Source organism: Anaerostipes sp. 992a, assembly GCF_001940245.1.
In the GTDB taxonomy this organism is placed as follows: Bacteria; Bacillota; Clostridia; order Lachnospirales; family Lachnospiraceae; genus Fimousia.
In genome coordinates this window covers 244,384-260,457 of the sequence record NZ_MJIG01000003.1, presented here as the reverse complement: position 1 = coordinate 260,457, position 16,074 = coordinate 244,384, and the positions used below count along the sequence as shown (strand labels likewise).

Here is a 16,074-nt window from a genome sequence, read left to right as displayed (position 1 = left end):
TTCTACCTCAGAAATCAATTCCTCCTTCGTTTTCTTCCTGTTTCTTTTTGGAGATTCCTCCAGTCATATGCTCAATATCGCCCTTTAAAAAGCTGGCTCTCTTTACTGCATCCTGACCAAATTTACTTCGGATAGCATCAATAGCCTTATCCATATTCTGCAGTTTCTCTTTCTCCTGATAATCAAATAATCCAAACTGATATCCGTCTTCCGTAATACCTGTGGCCCGCACCCCGATCAATCGCAGCGGCTCCTCCTGCCACATTTCTTCAAAGAGCTCTGCAGCCGCCTGATAGATATCATTGGTAATATCCGTAGCTCCCTTCAAAGTCTTCTGATGAGAATAGGTATGGAAGCCACTTGTCTTTAATTCCAGGCAAATGCAATTGGTCTTAACCCGATCCTGTCTCAATCTTGCAGCAACATTCTCTACCAACGATAAAATAATCTTTTTCCCCTCTGTCCAATCCGATACATCATGAGAAATCGTCGTACTATTCCCATATCCTTTATTGATGGGTGGTTCCTCCTCTACCCTGGAATCATCTATTCCATTGGCATAATTATGAATCATAATTCCATATTTATTCCCAACATGTAGCTTTAACAATTCCAGATCAAATTGTGCCAACTGTCCAATCGTAAAAATTCCAAGATTATATAGCTTCTTTCTTGTTGCACGTCCCACAAAGAACAGATTCTCTACCGGAAGCGGCCACATCTTCTTTGGTATCTCTTCATAAAATAAAGTATGAACCCGATCTGGCTTCTCAAAGTCGCTTGCCATCTTAGCCAAAAGCTTATTAGGAGCCACACCAATATTCACAGTAAAACCAAGCTTGCTTTTAATCTTATCCTTAAGCTCATAGGCTGTTTCCACAGGATCTCCAAATAATCTCATGGTCTCTGTCATATCAATAAAACATTCATCCACACTATACTTTTCTATCGTAGGGGAATATACCTCAAATTCTCTGCGCATAGCCTTTGAACATCGATCATACAAAGGATAGCAGGGAGGACACACAACCAACTCCGGACACTTTGCCAACGCATCACGAATAGGTTCCCCCGTTCTCACTCCAAATCTTTTGGCCGGTATCGATTTTGCCAGAACAATTCCATGCCTCTGCTTTTCATCTCCACCGATGATGGACGGAATCTCTCTTAAATCTACCGCATCTTTTTTTACCTGAGTTCGATAAACTGCCTCCCACGATAAGAATGCAGAATTCACGTCAATATGATAAATAATTCTGTCCTGCTTCATCTTTCTCCCTCCACCTTTATTTTACCAAACATATGTTCTCTCGTAAAGTAATTTTTTCCTTCTTAACCATTCTCTTATTATATTCCATTTTCTTTCCCAATGATAAAATTTTATAAAAATATGATAAGATTCTCTTTCATAGACAATTTCTATGATACAATAGATTTATAAAAATGAATGATTCAGAAAGGATTTTTGTATATGATTAGAATTACAGATATTCTCGGTAATTCCATGTGTTGCTGTAGCGGTGGCTGTCATAGTAGCGATTTTGTCAATATCATTCAATTCTCTAACGGGACTTCTATAAAAGTCAATCGTTGCTCATGCGGGAATGGATGCCACGGAAGTTTCCCCATCAACCGACTAAAAATTAACATGGAATTTGACGATATTCAGGATTTTTATCAACAATTTCCTTCTGCGGACAGCAGGAGAGAACAGGAGGTTCAGCATGATTGATTTTACCAATAAAAAAGTTTTTAAATTATCAAAAGCCAGTGACAAGGAGATACAGAAACATATCACACCTATGGTACAGCCGATGCTTGCAGATAATGAAAGCATTCTTCATGTCTATTCCTCTTTAAGGGATTTTATCGTATTTACTGACAAGCGGATCATATCTGTCAATGTACAAGGACTCGTAGGAGCAAAAAAGGATTTTACCTCTCTTCCTTACAACCACATTCAAGCCTTTTCCATCGAAACGGCAGGAACTTTTGATATCGAATCCGAATTAGAACTTTATTTTAGCAGTCTTGGCATGATCACCTTCGAATTCAGCCGTGGAAGCAATGTGGCTGAAATTGCAAAACTCATTGCCAATGGTGCTTTATAATCAGAACGTTTGAAAAACAAAGACCTGAAAAAAATAAAAAGCCCTGTCGAAACAAGGCTTTTTCTATGGACCTGGCGGGAATCGAACCCGCGTCCGAAAACTCGTCCAGTAAGGCATCTCCCATTGCAGTTCATGATTTTACATTCCCTCCACAGGACGCCCATGAACAGGCTGCCTGCTTTAGTAGCTTCATATTACTTAACCTGATGCAAAGCTTTACCAGATTAGTGTCCTACATGTTTTGATGCCTGGATTCCATACTGTAGGTGGTATGGAGCAGGCAGCTGCAAACTAGGCAGCGTACGCTAATTTATTATCTGCGTTTATATTTAAGTTTCGCACCGTAACGTGGTCCCTCCGAATGGCTTCCCGACCTTCAAAATCCCCGTCGAAACCAGTACAAGCCCTGATTGCTTCAAGATTTATTCTGGTCACAGATAACTCCTGCGTGATTTTTTATTATATATTACTTTTCTTTTTTTGTCAATGTTTTTTAGTCCTTTATCCAAAATTTCTTACTTTAAAATCTCTTTGTGCTTCTCTCTTTTGATCTTTCTTAGCAATGTCCTGACGCTTATCGTACAGCTTCTTACCCTTAGCAAGACCGATTTCCACCTTAACCAGGCTGCCCTTAAAATATACTCTCAATGGTACAATGGTATAACCTTTTACCTGTGCCCGACTTTCCATCTTATAGATCTCATTTTTATGCATGAGAAGTTTTTTCACCCGCAGAGGATCTTTGTTAAAGATATTCCCCTTTTCATAAGGATTGATATGCATCCGGTTAATAAACACTTCTCCATGATCAATACTGATAAATGCTTCCTTGATGCTGCACTGACCCAGACGAAGAGACTTCACTTCTGTACCATGAAGCACAATGCCGGTTTCATAAGTTTCTTCTATAAAATAGTCATGTCTGGCCTTTTTGTTATTGGCGACCAGCTTTATTCCCTCTTTTTTTGCCATAGCTTCCCCTTTCTACTCTTCCATATCTTCATCATAGAGTTCAAAATCTATCGTTCTTAACATTCTATTGGTTTCTTTCACTCTGACAGCAACCCGCATCCCAAGCTCAAAGGTTCTTCCCGTCATCTCTCCCACCATAGAATAACTTCGCTCATCATAATTATAATAATCATCAATCATATCCGCAACCCTGATCATACCTTCGATGGTATTGGGAAGCTCCACATAAATGCCCCAAGTTGTAATCCCTGAAATAACTCCTACAAAGATTTCTCCAAGATGCTGCTCCATATATTCAACCTTCTTCATCTTAACGACTTCCCGCTCCATCTCTTCGGCTCTTCGCTCTGTCTTAGAGCTGATTTCTGCAACCTTTGGCAATATCTGTTCATAATGCTTTACGCGCTTCTTCTGCAGATTACCATGAAGGTTTTCCTTAATAATTCGGTGAATCTGAAGATCTGGATATCTACGAATTGGGGAAGTAAAATGACAGTAATACTTGGCTGATAGGCCAAAATGTCCAATGTTTGTAGTAGTATATCGTGCCTGTTTCATAGACCGTAAAGCCAAACGGCTGATCAGAGCCTCTTCCTCTGTTCCCTCGATCTTATTTAATAATTTCTGGATTTCCTTCGGATGAATATGATCCTTACTGGAATTCTTTAAAAAATATCCAAAGTTTTGAATAAATACCGCAAGCTTTTGAATCTTATCCGGATCTGGACTTTCATGGGTACGATATACGAATGGAAGCTCCTGCCAAAAGAAATCCTCTGCAATCGTCTCATTTGCCGCAAGCATAAAATCTTCAATGATTTTCGTAGCACAATTGCGATCATATGGATAAATCTCCAACGGCCTTCCATCCTCGTCCAGAATCAGCTTGGATTCCGGAAAATCAAAATCAATGGATCCCCGTTCATGCCGATGCTGCCTTAATATATCGGACAATTCCTTCATAAGCTGGAACATCGGTACCAGATTCTCATATCTTTTGATTTCTTCTGGATCCTGCTCTTCTAAGATTTTAGCAACACTGGTATAGCTCATCCGTTCATCCACCCGAACAACGGTTTCTGCAATTTTATGCCCGATAATCCGCCCCTTCGCATCAATATCCATAATACAGCTCAATGCCAGACGATCGACTCCTGCATTGAGAGAACAGATGCCATTAGACAGCTTATGAGGAAGCATTGGTATTACTCGGTCGATCAGATAAATACTCGTTCCGCGCTTTAATGCCTCCTGATCCAGTGCAGAGCCTTCTGTCACGTAGTGACTAACATCTGCAATATGAACACCAAGCTGATAACCGCCATCCTGCCTCGTAAGCGTAATCGCATCATCCAAATCCTTGGCATCCTCACCATCAATGGTCACCGTCTGCCAGCCCCGAATATCCATACGTCCGGCTTTTTCTCTTTCTAAAACCTCATCATTTACCCTTTTTACCTGCTGCATGACTTCCTGTGGGAACTCAAGGGGTACGTCATATGCCTTGATCACCGATAAAACATCCACTCGCGGGTCATTAGCATGACCTAGCACCTCCAGAACCTTTCCTTCTGGATTCTTCCCATCTCCACCATAATCGATAATCTTTACGACCACCTTATGTCCTTCGGAAAGATTTTTACTTTCTGACTTTGATAAAAAAATATCCTTTTCAAATCTCTGGTTATCTGGAACAACAAATCCAAAATTTCTGCTTTTCTGGAAAGTTCCTACCACCTGGGTAATGCCTCTCTCTAAGACTTTTATAACCTTTCCTTCTTTTCTTTTTCCTGGCTCCGCATAAGGTACGACTACCTGCATCAATACCACATCATGATACATGGCATCTCCCACTGCATTCTCTGGAATAAAATAATCCTCTTCTTCCCCTTCTACCGTCACAAAGCCAAAGCCTCTTGCATTACTTTCAAAGATTCCTCTTACCAGGCCTTTTTCCAACTTGGTATATTTCCCTTTTTTTGTAATAGAAATCTTACCTTCTGCAACTAATTCATCCAGAATCTGTTTTAGCTGCTCCCGATCTCGTGGCGGAACCTGCAGCAAATAAGAAAATTCCTTTAATTTCAAAGGTTGATAAACATCATCCTGTATAATATTATACACAATCTTTTTTCTCTGTTCATATAACTCATTCTTCTTCATATTTTCCTCCAGTTTTCCTTCCCAAACTCTTCTGATCGGACTTTCAAAATTTCTTCTAATGGAACAACGCGGACAAGTCCGCCTCTAATTTCTTATGTAACAAAAATACGGCACTCCTTATTCTCTGCTAAGAAGTGCCGTTTTATTCTTTCTAAAATAATTTGGAAGAAAGTATTGCTGCAAGTACAAAAAATAGTAATGCAAAAATCGTTGTAATCTGAATGATTCTCGCCTTTTTAGAACGTCCCTTATTCTGACTCCAATAGGTTCCTGCTGGTGCAGATCCATACATAGAACCCAATCCTGCATCCTTTCCTTCCTGAGCTAAAACGAGCACTGTAAGCACAATGCATACTATAATAAATAAAACTGTAAGAATTGTTTTAAGCATGTTTATTCCTCCTGACTCATTTACAAATCTGGTATAGCTTCTTTTATCTGTCGTCAATCGGTATTTATTTTAACACATAAAAATAAGAAAAACAAGACACCTGCATAAATCCCGAGAAAATCTTTTCACATTTCTGAAAAAATCAATAGCCAAACACCTATAAATCTATAAATAAATACCATCTTTTTCAGAGCATTTTCTCATACAATTTTATAAAAAATGATGTATAATATTGTTATAAAATAAACAAAGAACTATTAATAAGAAGGAGCGAACTATTATGCAAAGACATCAAATTACCGGTCATACCGAACTCGTCGGTTTAATGGCTTACCCAATCAGACACTCTCAATCACCTGCTACTCATAACGCCGCATACGAAAAATTAGGCCTTGACATCGTAAACCTTGCATTTGAAGTAGATGCAGACGAATTAGAAGATGCCATTAAAGGATTGAAGGCTTTAAAATTAAGAGGTTCTAACATCTCTATGCCTAATAAAACAATCGTACATAAATATCTGGATGAAATTTCTCCAGCAGCAGAACTTTGTGGTGCTGTTAACACTGTTGTTAACAAAGATGGTTATTTAGTTGGACATATCACTGATGGTATCGGTTATATGCAGTCTTTAAAGGACAACGGCATTGATCCAATTGGAAAGAAAGTTACCATCGTAGGTTCCGGCGGAGCTGCAACCGCTGTTCAGATTCAGGCTGCATTAGATGGAGTAAAAGAAATGTCTATCTTCGCAATTCAGGATAAGTTCTGGGATAACGCAAAAGCCACTGTTGAAAAGATCAATACAAAGACAAACTGCAAAGCTACTTTATATGATCTGGCTGATTTAGATAAATTAAAAGAAGAAATGAACGACAGCTATTTATTCACAAATGCTACTGGCGTTGGAATGAAACCAATGGAAGGGCAGACATATATTCCTGACAAATCTTTCTTCCGTCCTGACTTAATCGTAACAGATGTTATTTACTCTCCTCATGAAACAGCAATGTTAAAGATGGCAAGAGAAGCTGGATGCAAGACAATGAACGGACAGGGCATGATGTTATTCCAAGCCATCGAGGCAATCGAATTAATCCTTGGAGAACGTGTAGACAGCGAATACATGAAAGAAAAATTAGGTATTTCTTACGTATACGAATAGAATAATAACTACGAAAAAGAAGCAGAACCTCTTGGATCTGCTTCTTTTATCTATGATTCTGAAGATCAATTCTAAAATGTATGTATAAATAAACCGCTGCGCAGCTTTGGTTCAAACCAGGTTGATTTAGGCGGCATGAGCAAATCTGCATCTGCTACTGCAAATAACTCAGAAATTGTCGTTGGATACATGGAAAAAGAAACTCTCATATCCATATCGGCACGTCTCTCCAATTCCTTTAATCCCCGGATTCCACCAATAAAATCAATTCTCATATCATTTTTTGGGTCTTTGATTCCAAGCACCGGACTCAAAAGATAATCCTGAAGAATGGATACATCCAGTCCCTTTACCGGATCTTCATTCTTGATAGAATCTTTTGCCGTCAGACAATACCAGTTATTGTCAATATACATACCAAATGTGTTCTTTTTCATTGGTGCAAACGGCGTTTTCCCAACAAAATCAACTTGGAAGTTCTCTTCTACTTTTTCCATAAATTCCTTTTTAGTATAACCATTCAAATCCTTAACGGTACGGTTATAATCCATAATATAAAGTTCATCGTCCGGAAACAATACAGAAAGAAAATAGTTAAATTCTTCGTTCCCCGTATAATCCGGATGCTGATTCCTTCTTCCTTGTCCGACCTTGACTGCAGAAGCAGCTCTATGGTGACCATCTGCAATGTAAGTATTCGGAATCTTTGAAAAAGCTTCCTCCAAAATCTGAATTCGACCTGGATCACCAATCTTCCAAACCTGATGTCGGATTCCATCTTCTGCTACAAAATTATATATTGGCATCTCGTCCCGTTTCACCATAGCAACAATTTCATTGATCGTCTCATTGGAACGATACGCCAGAAAAATAGGTCCTGTCTGAGCACTACAGGCATCTACATGGCGAATTCTGTCCATTTCCTTGTCAGCTCTTGTATTCTCATGCTTTTTAATAACACCAGTCTCATAATCATCGATGGAAGAACAACCTACTATTCCGGTCTGTGTTCTTCCGTTCATAGTCAACTCATAGATGTAATAGCATGCTGACCAGTCTCTTAAATAAATGCCCGCCTCAATATGCTTGTTTAATAATTCTTTTGCCTTCTCATAAACAGCATCGTCATAAATATCGATCGATGGGTCTAACTGTGTCTCTGGACGATCAATATTCAAAAACGAGTATGGTTTTCCTTTTACTGCTTCTCTTGCTTCTTTTCGATTATAAACATCATAAGGCAATGCAGCTACCTGACTGACCAAATCAGCTCTTGGCCGCACTGCGCAAAAAGGTTTTACAATTGCCATTTTTGATTCCTTTCTTGCTTCTCTTTAAGCTAACGACTCAATTATAGCAACTATTTTTGAATTTCACAATTATTTTCTTATTCTTTTTGAATTTTCAAGCGTTCATTTTCATTATGCTTTTTGAATCGTTCTTCCAAATCTGCAAGAATATGGGCATAATTTAGCAGTTCTTCTTCCAGCTTTTCATCCTTTTCTTTCCCCTTCTTGTAATAGATTCTATGCTCCAGACTGGCCCACATATCCATAGCCATCGTTCGAAACTGTACTTCTACCGGAAAATATTCTGTTGCATCTGCATAATACAAAGGAACTCCAATAATAATATGATAACTTCGGTATCCATTTGGTTTCGGATGCTTTATGTAATCCTTTTCTTTTAAAATAATCAGATCTGACTGTCCCTTTAATACTTCCACCAAATTATAAATATCATCTGTAAAATAACAGATGACCCGGATACCGGCAATATCCAGCAGATTTTCCTTAGCATTTACCTTACTATCGGTCAGATTTAATTTTCTTAATTTCTCTTCTATGCTCTGCTTTGACTTCACCCGTTTTTGAATATGGTGAACCGGGCCACTGCTTGGCTTATGATATAAATTGTGATCCAAAATATCAATTCTGGTCCCCATAATCTGCAATGCATCATTGTACGGAGTCCGCAGATCATAATATTGTTCATTCGTCATACGCTTCTCCTTTTATATCCATTTCTTATTATACAAAACAATTATGAAGATAGTCTTTTTGTTTTTTGAAAAAACACTGAACTTTCATTAAAGTTTTGAAAAATATTCCTCCATCCAAATCAAGTGCAATGCCTTTGATTCTTCCTTTATCCATTTTCTTCCTCCTCATCTTCGTATTCTTCCTCGTCCTCTAAAAACATTCCTTCTCTTTCCTCAATTAGAAATGCTCCTGCAATCACCGCCAAAAATGGAGTCAGCAAAAAGATTCCCTGTTGCTCCTGCCAGATTGCCCGCATGTGAAAAATCCCATCTGCACCAGACTTTAAAAACAGCTCCCACATTGCGCCTACTCCGGAAGACAAAAGCAGAATCTGTCTCTCCCTTTCCAATCTGGTTATATAATACAAGATCATTCCACCTAAGATCAGCATGATGAGAAGGATTCCAGCCCTTTTCATCCCCCATTCAAAATGCCATCGACCCAGGCTTGGAAATTGTTGCAAAAAAGTTATCTTTCCCTGATACCAATTATAAATACATATGTTTCCAAGAAATACAGAAAGGCTCAACATCAACTGACTTTCTCTCTCTCCTTGAAAAATCCAGTGAATCAGCAATGCTTCCAGGATGGTCTGGTAAATCAAGAAGGGAAGCAGCAGCTCACCAGTCTTCTGAAACAGGGATATGTATACCATATTTAAAAGAATCAACAGCCAAAAATATGTTAAATGTCCTCCCACATCCTGATGCCTTATCATCTTCTTCAAGATGAAAATAACGGCCACCGGAAAAATAAAGTAAGATCCCATCCGAACCAGATAGGACATCTCAAATCCACCTTTTTCCTGGATTGCTCCAAGAAGAACGAACACGAATACTATGGTAAGACCCGTAATCATCGTCACAGCTCTTTGCTGTTCTTCTCTGGTTTCTTCCAACTCACTATAAAAACATCCTGCTGCCAGTCCTACCAGAATGCCACATTCCGATATCTTGCCAATACCAGTCAGCAGCCACTGCTGCCACTGGACCATACTATCCATATTTGCATATATGCCCTGATTCACACATATCATTCGTATCAGTTCTATACAAAATAATCCAAATATTACTATGATACTTTTTGTCTTTCTCATTTTCTGCTCCTTTTCCTTTCTTCTACAGATCAAAACAGAACAAGAGCATTATATAACAAAAGCGGAGGAACGTCCATTAGATGTTCTCCCGCTCTTATTTCTATCTTCCAAATGTTTTACATTTTCCCAATTGTTCTTCTATTCGAAGAAGCTGATTATACTTGCTGATCCGATCACTTCTGCAAGGTGCTCCTGTTTTGATCTGTCCTGCATTGACTGCTACTGCAAGATCGGCAATGGTATTATCTTCCGTCTCACCGGAGCGATGAGAAATCACCGTAGTATAACCAGCACATTTTGCCATTTCGATAGCATCCAGAGTCTCCGTCAGAGTCCCAATCTGATTAAATTTGATTAAAATAGAGTTTGCAATGGCGCTTTCAATGCCCGCTTTCAACCTCCTTACATTGGTCACAAACAGATCATCTCCTACCAGCTGCACCCGATCGCCCAATCGATACGTCAGTACCTTCCAGCCCTTCATATCTTCTTCGTTTAATCCATCCTCAATACTGGCAATCGGATAATTCGTCACCAGTTCTTCATAATACTGTACCATTTCTTCTGCATTTCTGCGAATTTCTTTTCCTGCCATCTTACTTTCCCCAGGAAAATAATATTGGTCATCATCTTCATCGTACAATTCACTGGCAGCCGCATCAATGGCAATCATTACATCTTCTCCTGGTCGATAGCCTGCCTCCTGGATGGCATTCACAAGATAGTCCAGAGCTTCCCTGCTGCTGGATAAATCTGGCGCGAATCCTCCTTCATCTCCTACTGCTGTAGATAGGCCTCTGCTTTTTAATAATTCTTTTAACTTATGATATATTTCGGTTCCCATGCGCAATGCTTCGTGAAAATCATCTGCTCCCACCGGCATGATCATAAATTCCTGAAGATCCACCGTATTATCGGCATGCTGTCCCCCGTTTAGAATATTCATCATGGGAATCGGAAGTTTTTTACTGTTGCATCCACCAATATATTGGTAAAGTGGAAGATTCAGTGCCTCAGCAGCTGCTTTTGCAACAGCCAGAGAAACTCCAAGCGTAGCATTGGCTCCCAGCCTTGATTTATTATCAGTCCCATCCATATCGATGAGAATCTGATCGATTTCAATCTGATTCAATGGATTTTTTCCAATCAGCTTATCCGCTATTCTGCTATTTACATGATTGACCGCCTTCTCGACCCCTTTGCCGCCATAGCGTTTTTCTCCATCACGAAGCTCTACCGCTTCAAATTTCCCTGTTGAGGCACCAGACGGTACCATAGCTCTTCCCATTGCACCGTTGTTTAAAAGAACTTCCACTTCTACCGTTGGATTCCCTCTGGAATCCAGAACTTCTCTACTGCAAATATCTAAAATTTCCAATTGACCTTTCATAATTCCACGTCCTTTTTTTGAATTTTTATTATTTTTTCCAGAATTGCAGAAAATATTCCTTAGATATGAAAAATCTTCTAATACTTTCTTTTTCTATTTGACATTAGTTACCAATGGTGATATTATGATTTCAGACAATTAAATGATTTGTTCTTCAGGGCAGGGTGCAATTCCCTACCGGCGGTAAAGCCCGCGAGCCGAAAGGCATGATTTGGTGTAATTCCAAAGCCGACAGTATAGTCTGGATGAAAGAAGATACAAAGATCATTATCCATCATTGATCATTTGACGACATACTGCTCTGAATCTACATGGGTTCAGAGCTTTTTCAATGATATAGATATATTTCATTACAAGCATCCCTGAATAGACATTTCGGGATGTTTTTTGTTTTATAAAACAATGCTTAAAAATATGCACACAATGTGCGGGGAAAGGAGAATTTCCATGGATGCTCATAGAAATTATATGATGCGTGCCATTGAGCTTGCAAAAAAAGGAATCGGTGCGGTAAATCCCAACCCTCTCGTTGGTGCCGTGATCGTAAAAGACGGCCGCATCATAAATGAGGATTATCACCACAGATATGGAGAATACCATGCAGAACGCAATGCAATTTTAAATTGTCAGGAGGATATGACCGGTGCTGCGATCTATGTTACCTTAGAACCTTGCTGTCACTATGGTAAGACACCACCATGCACTGAGGCCATTATTGATGCCGGTATCTCCACTGTATATATTGGTTCTAGAGATCCTAATCCTCTGGTAGCCGGAAAAGGAGCACAAATATTAAGAGACCATGGCATTACGGTCATCGAAGATTTTTGCCGCGAAGAATGCGATGCCATTAATCCAGTCTTCTTTCATTACATTACTAAAAAAACTCCTTTTGTTGCCTTAAAATATGCCATGACCATGGATGGCAAGCTGGCTACTTATACTGGTGCTTCTCAATGGATTACCAACGAATCCTCCAGAAAACATGTACACCTTCTTCGGCATACCTATACTGCCATCATGACCGGCATAGGCACTGTGCTGGCAGATAATCCTATGATGAACTGCCGTATGAAAGGAGGGCGAAATCCGATTCGTATCGTATGTGACAGTCAGCTTTCCATTCCTTTGGACTGTAAAATCTGCCAAACTGCTGGGGAATATCCAACCATCGTAGCTTGCTGTCATCCAAAATCAGAAAAAGTAAATGCGTTGCAATCTCTCGGTGTTCAAGTGATCGTTGTGAAAGAAGACCACGGTCATCTAGATTTGCAGGATTTGATGAAACAATTAGGAGAAAAACATATCGACAGCATTCTGTTAGAAGGTGGACAGACGTTAAACTATGCTGCTCTGGAAGCTGGCATTGTTCAATACCTCTATTGTTACATTGGCGCCAAACTCTTTGGCGGGACTTCTGCCTTTACACCTGTAGGCGGACAGGGTGTTGCCACACCGTCAGATGCTTTTTCCATTACAAATACAAAGATTACTTCCTTCGATGGAGATATTCTAATTGAAGGAACTGTAAAATAGAAAGGAACAAACGATATGTTTACAGGAATTATTGAAGAAATTGGTACTGTAAAAGCTCTAAAGCCCGGCATTTTAGAATTAAATGCCAATAAGGTACTAACAGACGTCCACTTGGGTGACAGCATCGCTGTAAATGGTGTATGCCTGACTGTCACCTCCTATACTGAAAATTCTTTTTGCGTCGATGTTATGCCTGAGACCTTTCGTCGTACCAGCTTAGGCTCCCTGACCATCGGGAGCAAAGTGAATCTTGAGCGTGCCATGGCTGCCAACGGAAGATTTGGCGGTCATATCGTTGCTGGTCATGTGGATGCCACAGGTACCATTGCCAAGCGAAAGAAGGAAGGCAATGCCATCTGGATTACCATTGATCCCCCTACTTTGCTTCTTAAATATATCATTGAGAAGGGCTCCATCACTATCGACGGTATCAGTCTCACAGTTGCAGCGGTTACTGATTTAAACTTTTCCGTATCTATCATTCCTCATACCGGTGAAGAAACCACGCTGCTTGGAAAAAGGATTGGCGATCTGGTCAATCTGGAATGCGATTTAATTGGAAAATATGTGGAAAAACTGCTGAATTTTTCAACAAAAGAATCCACCCCTACAGTAGAAAGCAATCTAACACTCGAATTCTTAACCCAACATGGGTTTTAACATAGGAGGACATCATGACTGACACAAATAATATTTCAAATGCAATCAATGCCCTGAAGCAGGGACTGACCATTGCCATTACAGATGACACAGGCGCAGCACTTATCATACCATCTGAAAAAGCAGATACGAATTGCAAACCTGCCATACTGACACAAGGGGGAACCTTAATGCACGCTGGTTTTGGAGAAGCCGCTGCGGATCTATCCGATCTTGCCAAGTTGATCAATCGTGCTTCTTATCAGGAAACAACCGAGATTCCTTCCGGTACAATTACCATTACTATGAATGAACTTCAGGATTACCGCCGTCAATATCAAAAACTGGTTTCTAGAGAAGCCAAAGCAAAAATGCCAACTAAATTTGGAGAATTTGATATTTATGGCTATGTAAATACTGTAAATGGGGAACATCACGTTGCTCTGGTCAAAGGTGATGTTGCCAATGGTGAACCTGTTCTTTGCCGCGTTCATTCCGAATGTTTGACCGGAGATGTATTAGGTTCCATGCGCTGTGACTGTGGAGAACAGCTGGAAGCAGCTTTAAAAGCTATTGAAAAAGAAGGGCGCGGAATTCTTCTCTATATGAGACAAGAAGGACGAGGCATCGGCCTAATCAATAAATTAAAAGCCTATGAGCTTCAGGAACAGGGCTATGACACTGTGGATGCCAATTTAAAGCTTGGTTTTCCAGAGGATTTAAGAGAATATTGGGCTGGTGCTCAGATTCTTGCTGATCTAGGTGTAAAAAAACTCCGTCTTCTGACCAATAACCCGGAAAAAATTTATGGGTTAGGAGAATTCGGCATGGAAATCGTAGAACGGGTTCCAATCATCATTAAAGCAAATAAAATTGATGCATTTTATCTACGTACAAAATCAGAACGTATGGGACATATGTATTAAAATTATAATCATTTAGAAAAAGGAGATATTATCATGAAAGTTTTAGAAGGAAAATTAGTCGCTGAAGGCGCAAAAATCGGTATCGTAGCAGCAAGATTTAATGAATTTATCGTATCCAAACTGGTATCCGGATGCTTGGACGGATTAAAACGCCACAATGTAGAAGATGACGACATCACACTGGCATGGGTTCCAGGTGCATTTGAAATTCCTCTGGCCGCTTCTAAAATGGCAAAATCTGGAAAATATGATGCAATCATCTGTCTTGGAACTGTCATCCGCGGTTCTACAACTCATTATGATTATGTATGCAACGAGGTTTCCAAAGGAATTGCATCTGTAGAATTACAGACAGGTGTTCCTGTAATGTTTGGTGTCGTAACTACAGAAAATATTGAGCAGGCAATTGAACGCGCCGGAACAAAGGCTGGCAACAAAGGATATGATTGTGCATTAGGTGCAATTGAAATGATCAATTTAAATAAATTATTTTAATCATGATAGAATCATTATTACCAAAGATGCAATATGCCATTCTTGATCTGGACGGTACGATTTTAGATTCTATGGAAAGCTGGAAAAATGTAACCAGAGATTATCTATCTTCTCTTGGCATAACTGCTGCCCCAGACATTCGAGAGCAGGTAAAAAGGCGCACTTCCCAGGAAACTGCCGCCTATCTTCAGGAAGCTTATGGAGTCCATAAGACAAGGGAAGAGATCATATCCGGTCTGCATCGTGTCATTGAAAAAAAATATGCCACTACCATTCCGATGAAAGAATCGGGAACAAAGATTCTTGATTTTCTCGACAAACATCAGATTCCATTCTGTGCGGCTACCTCTACGGACCGTCATATGGTTGAAGATGCTCTAAAAAGGCTGGGTGTTCTTCATCGGTTTTCATTTATTCTAACCTGTTCCGAGGTCGGAAAAGGAAAATATCACCCGGATATTTTTTTAGAATCCATGAGGCGACTGGGCGGGACACTGGAAAATACCGTCGTATTTGAAGATGCACTTCACTGCGTAAGAACAGCAAAAGATGCAGGTTTTGTCGTAGTAGGTGTCTACGAAGAGGTAGATTCTCAGGATTGGGAAGAAATTCTAAGTATCTGTGATCTTACCATAAAATAGCGATTGTATTAAACACAAACGAGCGGATGCTCTTTCTCACATTTCAGAAAAGAACATCCGCTCTATCTTTTTCTCTTATTTTGTTCTAAATAAAAATAAGAATGATCACCATAACCACAAGAACACTAAGAATGATTCTGGATATGATTTCTTTCCTTTGGTACCATGAGGCCCTTTCTTCCTCCTCTTCTCCTTCCCAGCCCTCCTGCATCTGTTCCAGGTTCCATCTTGCTTTCATCTGACCGATCAACCTACTCGCCTTATTGGCATCTTTCTCATCCACATAAATATCTCTTCCAGCCAATGAAAAACCCATGGTAATTTTCATAAATTCTCCTGCGCCTGCATCCTTCACAAAACATGCAATCTGATTCTTTTTCAATACTTCTAATAACTCCTGTTCTTGTGCAGGATCCAGTGCGTTCCATAACTTAACCATACGTTTCCCCCTTAGTGACTTTTATTTTTATCATACAAAATAATTCTTTCCATTTGCTTAATTATTTA

General features: G+C 39.7%; 17 protein-coding genes, 1 other RNA gene, 1 pseudogene and 1 riboswitch. Of the genes and pseudogenes, 8 read left to right on the top strand and 11 right to left on the bottom strand.

All coding sequences use genetic code 11. The features are described 5' to 3' along the window. Positions 1-7: 7 nt before the first annotated feature. Positions 8-1,270, bottom strand: coding sequence for a DNA polymerase Y family protein (locus tag BHF69_RS02850; protein ID WP_075669566.1), 1,263 nt, complete (start codon positions 1,268-1,270; stop codon positions 8-10). Between the two features lie 201 nt (positions 1,271-1,471). Here BHF69_RS02850 and BHF69_RS13900 point away from each other — a divergent pair, with 201 nt between their 5' ends. Both BHF69_RS13900 and BHF69_RS02845 read left to right on the top strand, forming a co-directional pair. Continuing rightward, entirely contained in the window at positions 1,472-1,732 is a 261-nt protein-coding gene (locus BHF69_RS13900) for a hypothetical protein (RefSeq protein ID WP_143249461.1), read from the top strand. Further along, a complete protein-coding gene (locus BHF69_RS02845; RefSeq protein WP_075669565.1) occupies positions 1,725-2,111 on the top strand; it encodes a PH domain-containing protein in 387 nt (128 codons plus the stop codon). Before BHF69_RS13900 ends, BHF69_RS02845 begins: the two co-directional genes overlap by 8 nt. 63 nt (positions 2,112-2,174) lie before the next feature. Here the strand turns inward: BHF69_RS02845 and ssrA are convergent. From ssrA to secG, 4 genes are all read right to left on the bottom strand, one after another. Beyond that, positions 2,175-2,518: a transfer-messenger RNA gene (ssrA, locus tag BHF69_RS02840) on the bottom strand. Between the two features lie 94 nt (positions 2,519-2,612). Then, positions 2,613-3,083 carry an SsrA-binding protein SmpB gene (smpB, locus tag BHF69_RS02835; protein WP_075669564.1) on the bottom strand — a complete coding sequence of 157 codons (471 nt, stop codon included), beginning with the start codon at positions 3,081-3,083 and terminating at the stop codon, positions 2,613-2,615. A gap of 12 nt (positions 3,084-3,095) precedes the next feature. Beyond that, positions 3,096-5,246: a ribonuclease R gene (gene rnr / locus BHF69_RS02830; RefSeq protein ID WP_075669563.1), complete on the bottom strand. Its 2,151-nt coding sequence runs from the start codon at positions 5,244-5,246 to the stop codon at positions 3,096-3,098. A gap of 151 nt (positions 5,247-5,397) precedes the next feature. Continuing rightward, a complete protein-coding gene (gene secG, locus BHF69_RS02825) occupies positions 5,398-5,637 on the bottom strand; it encodes a preprotein translocase subunit SecG (protein ID WP_075669562.1) in 240 nt (79 codons plus the stop codon). Positions 5,638-5,917: 280 nt separating this feature from the next. Between secG and BHF69_RS02820 the strand changes: the two genes are divergently transcribed. Beyond that, the gene (locus BHF69_RS02820; protein ID WP_075669561.1) at positions 5,918-6,802 is read left to right on the top strand and encodes a shikimate dehydrogenase; all 885 of its coding nucleotides are present in this window, start codon (positions 5,918-5,920) and stop codon (positions 6,800-6,802) included. A gap of 71 nt (positions 6,803-6,873) precedes the next feature. Here BHF69_RS02820 and BHF69_RS02815 read toward each other — a convergent pair whose 3' ends face one another. From BHF69_RS02815 to eno, 5 genes are all read right to left on the bottom strand, one after another. Continuing rightward, positions 6,874-8,112 (bottom strand): DUF1015 domain-containing protein, encoded by a 1,239-nt coding sequence (locus BHF69_RS02815; RefSeq protein ID WP_075669560.1) that lies wholly within the window; start codon positions 8,110-8,112, stop codon positions 6,874-6,876. A 77-nt stretch (positions 8,113-8,189) separates the two neighbouring features. Next, positions 8,190-8,804 (bottom strand): GTP pyrophosphokinase, encoded by a 615-nt coding sequence (locus tag BHF69_RS02810; protein WP_075669559.1) that lies wholly within the window; start codon positions 8,802-8,804, stop codon positions 8,190-8,192. 28 nt (positions 8,805-8,832) lie between these two features. Next, positions 8,833-8,958: a hypothetical protein gene (locus BHF69_RS14525; RefSeq protein ID WP_278276961.1), complete on the bottom strand. Its 126-nt coding sequence runs from the start codon at positions 8,956-8,958 to the stop codon at positions 8,833-8,835. Then, the gene (locus BHF69_RS02805; protein WP_075669558.1) at positions 8,951-9,940 is read right to left on the bottom strand and encodes a hypothetical protein; all 990 of its coding nucleotides are present in this window, start codon (positions 9,938-9,940) and stop codon (positions 8,951-8,953) included. The genes BHF69_RS14525 and BHF69_RS02805 overlap by 8 nt, the downstream gene beginning before the upstream one ends. Before the next feature lie 100 nt (positions 9,941-10,040). Beyond that, entirely contained in the window at positions 10,041-11,330 is a 1,290-nt protein-coding gene (gene eno / locus BHF69_RS02800) for a phosphopyruvate hydratase (protein ID WP_075669557.1), read from the bottom strand. A gap of 146 nt (positions 11,331-11,476) precedes the next feature. Next, a riboswitch (FMN riboswitch) is annotated at positions 11,477-11,591 on the top strand. A 186-nt stretch (positions 11,592-11,777) separates the two neighbouring features. Here eno and ribD point away from each other — a divergent pair. The 5 genes and pseudogenes from ribD to BHF69_RS02775 all read left to right on the top strand — a co-directional run bounded on the left by ribD (position 11,778) and on the right by BHF69_RS02775 (position 15,567). Beyond that, positions 11,778-12,866: a bifunctional diaminohydroxyphosphoribosylaminopyrimidine deaminase/5-amino-6-(5-phosphoribosylamino)uracil reductase RibD gene (ribD, locus tag BHF69_RS02795; protein WP_075669556.1), complete on the top strand. Its 1,089-nt coding sequence runs from the start codon at positions 11,778-11,780 to the stop codon at positions 12,864-12,866. A gap of 15 nt (positions 12,867-12,881) precedes the next feature. Then, on the top strand, positions 12,882-13,526 hold the full coding sequence (gene ribE / locus BHF69_RS02790; protein WP_075669555.1) for a riboflavin synthase: 645 nt from the start codon (positions 12,882-12,884) through the stop codon (positions 13,524-13,526). 140 nt (positions 13,527-13,666) lie between these two features. Then, positions 13,667-14,431 (top strand): annotated as a pseudogene (ribA, locus tag BHF69_RS02785) (GTP cyclohydrolase II); the annotation flags it as partial. A gap of 33 nt (positions 14,432-14,464) precedes the next feature. Further along, positions 14,465-14,926, top strand: a complete 462-nt coding sequence (ribH, locus tag BHF69_RS02780) for a 6,7-dimethyl-8-ribityllumazine synthase (RefSeq protein ID WP_075669554.1) — start codon at positions 14,465-14,467, stop codon at positions 14,924-14,926. Positions 14,927-14,928: 2 nt separating this feature from the next. After that, the gene (locus BHF69_RS02775) at positions 14,929-15,567 is read left to right on the top strand and encodes an HAD family hydrolase (protein ID WP_075669553.1); all 639 of its coding nucleotides are present in this window, start codon (positions 14,929-14,931) and stop codon (positions 15,565-15,567) included. Positions 15,568-15,652: 85 nt separating this feature from the next. Here BHF69_RS02775 and BHF69_RS02770 read toward each other — a convergent pair whose 3' ends face one another. After that, complete coding sequence (locus BHF69_RS02770; RefSeq protein WP_075669552.1) at positions 15,653-16,006, bottom strand: putative signal transducing protein; 354 nt, start codon at positions 16,004-16,006, stop codon at positions 15,653-15,655. Positions 16,007-16,074: the final 68 nt, after the last annotated feature.

What these genes read in the sequence shown, in the direction of transcription:
- BHF69_RS02815 (WP_075669560.1), bottom strand. Translation starts at nt 8,112, where the DNA reads ATGGCAATTGTAAAACCTTTTTGCGCAGTGCGGCCAAGAGCTGATTTG.
- secG (WP_075669562.1), bottom strand. Translation starts at nt 5,637, where the DNA reads ATGCTTAAAACAATTCTTACAGTTTTATTTATTATAGTATGCATTGTG.
- ribD (WP_075669556.1), top strand. Translation starts at nt 11,778, where the DNA reads ATGGATGCTCATAGAAATTATATGATGCGTGCCATTGAGCTTGCAAAA.
- BHF69_RS13900 (WP_143249461.1), top strand. Translation starts at nt 1,472, where the DNA reads ATGATTAGAATTACAGATATTCTCGGTAATTCCATGTGTTGCTGTAGC.
- BHF69_RS14525 (WP_278276961.1), bottom strand. Translation starts at nt 8,958, where the DNA reads ATGGATAAAGGAAGAATCAAAGGCATTGCACTTGATTTGGATGGAGGA.
- BHF69_RS02810 (WP_075669559.1), bottom strand. Translation starts at nt 8,804, where the DNA reads ATGACGAATGAACAATATTATGATCTGCGGACTCCGTACAATGATGCA.
- BHF69_RS02820 (WP_075669561.1), top strand. Translation starts at nt 5,918, where the DNA reads ATGCAAAGACATCAAATTACCGGTCATACCGAACTCGTCGGTTTAATG.
- smpB (WP_075669564.1), bottom strand. Translation starts at nt 3,083, where the DNA reads ATGGCAAAAAAAGAGGGAATAAAGCTGGTCGCCAATAACAAAAAGGCC.
- rnr (WP_075669563.1), bottom strand. Translation starts at nt 5,246, where the DNA reads ATGAAGAAGAATGAGTTATATGAACAGAGAAAAAAGATTGTGTATAAT.
- eno (WP_075669557.1), bottom strand. Translation starts at nt 11,330, where the DNA reads ATGAAAGGTCAATTGGAAATTTTAGATATTTGCAGTAGAGAAGTTCTG.
- BHF69_RS02850 (WP_075669566.1), bottom strand. Translation starts at nt 1,270, where the DNA reads ATGAAGCAGGACAGAATTATTTATCATATTGACGTGAATTCTGCATTC.
- BHF69_RS02770 (WP_075669552.1), bottom strand. Translation starts at nt 16,006, where the DNA reads ATGGTTAAGTTATGGAACGCACTGGATCCTGCACAAGAACAGGAGTTA.
- ribE (WP_075669555.1), top strand. Translation starts at nt 12,882, where the DNA reads ATGTTTACAGGAATTATTGAAGAAATTGGTACTGTAAAAGCTCTAAAG.
- ribH (WP_075669554.1), top strand. Translation starts at nt 14,465, where the DNA reads ATGAAAGTTTTAGAAGGAAAATTAGTCGCTGAAGGCGCAAAAATCGGT.
- BHF69_RS02805 (WP_075669558.1), bottom strand. Translation starts at nt 9,940, where the DNA reads ATGAGAAAGACAAAAAGTATCATAGTAATATTTGGATTATTTTGTATA.
- BHF69_RS02775 (WP_075669553.1), top strand. Translation starts at nt 14,929, where the DNA reads ATGATAGAATCATTATTACCAAAGATGCAATATGCCATTCTTGATCTG.
- BHF69_RS02845 (WP_075669565.1), top strand. Translation starts at nt 1,725, where the DNA reads ATGATTGATTTTACCAATAAAAAAGTTTTTAAATTATCAAAAGCCAGT.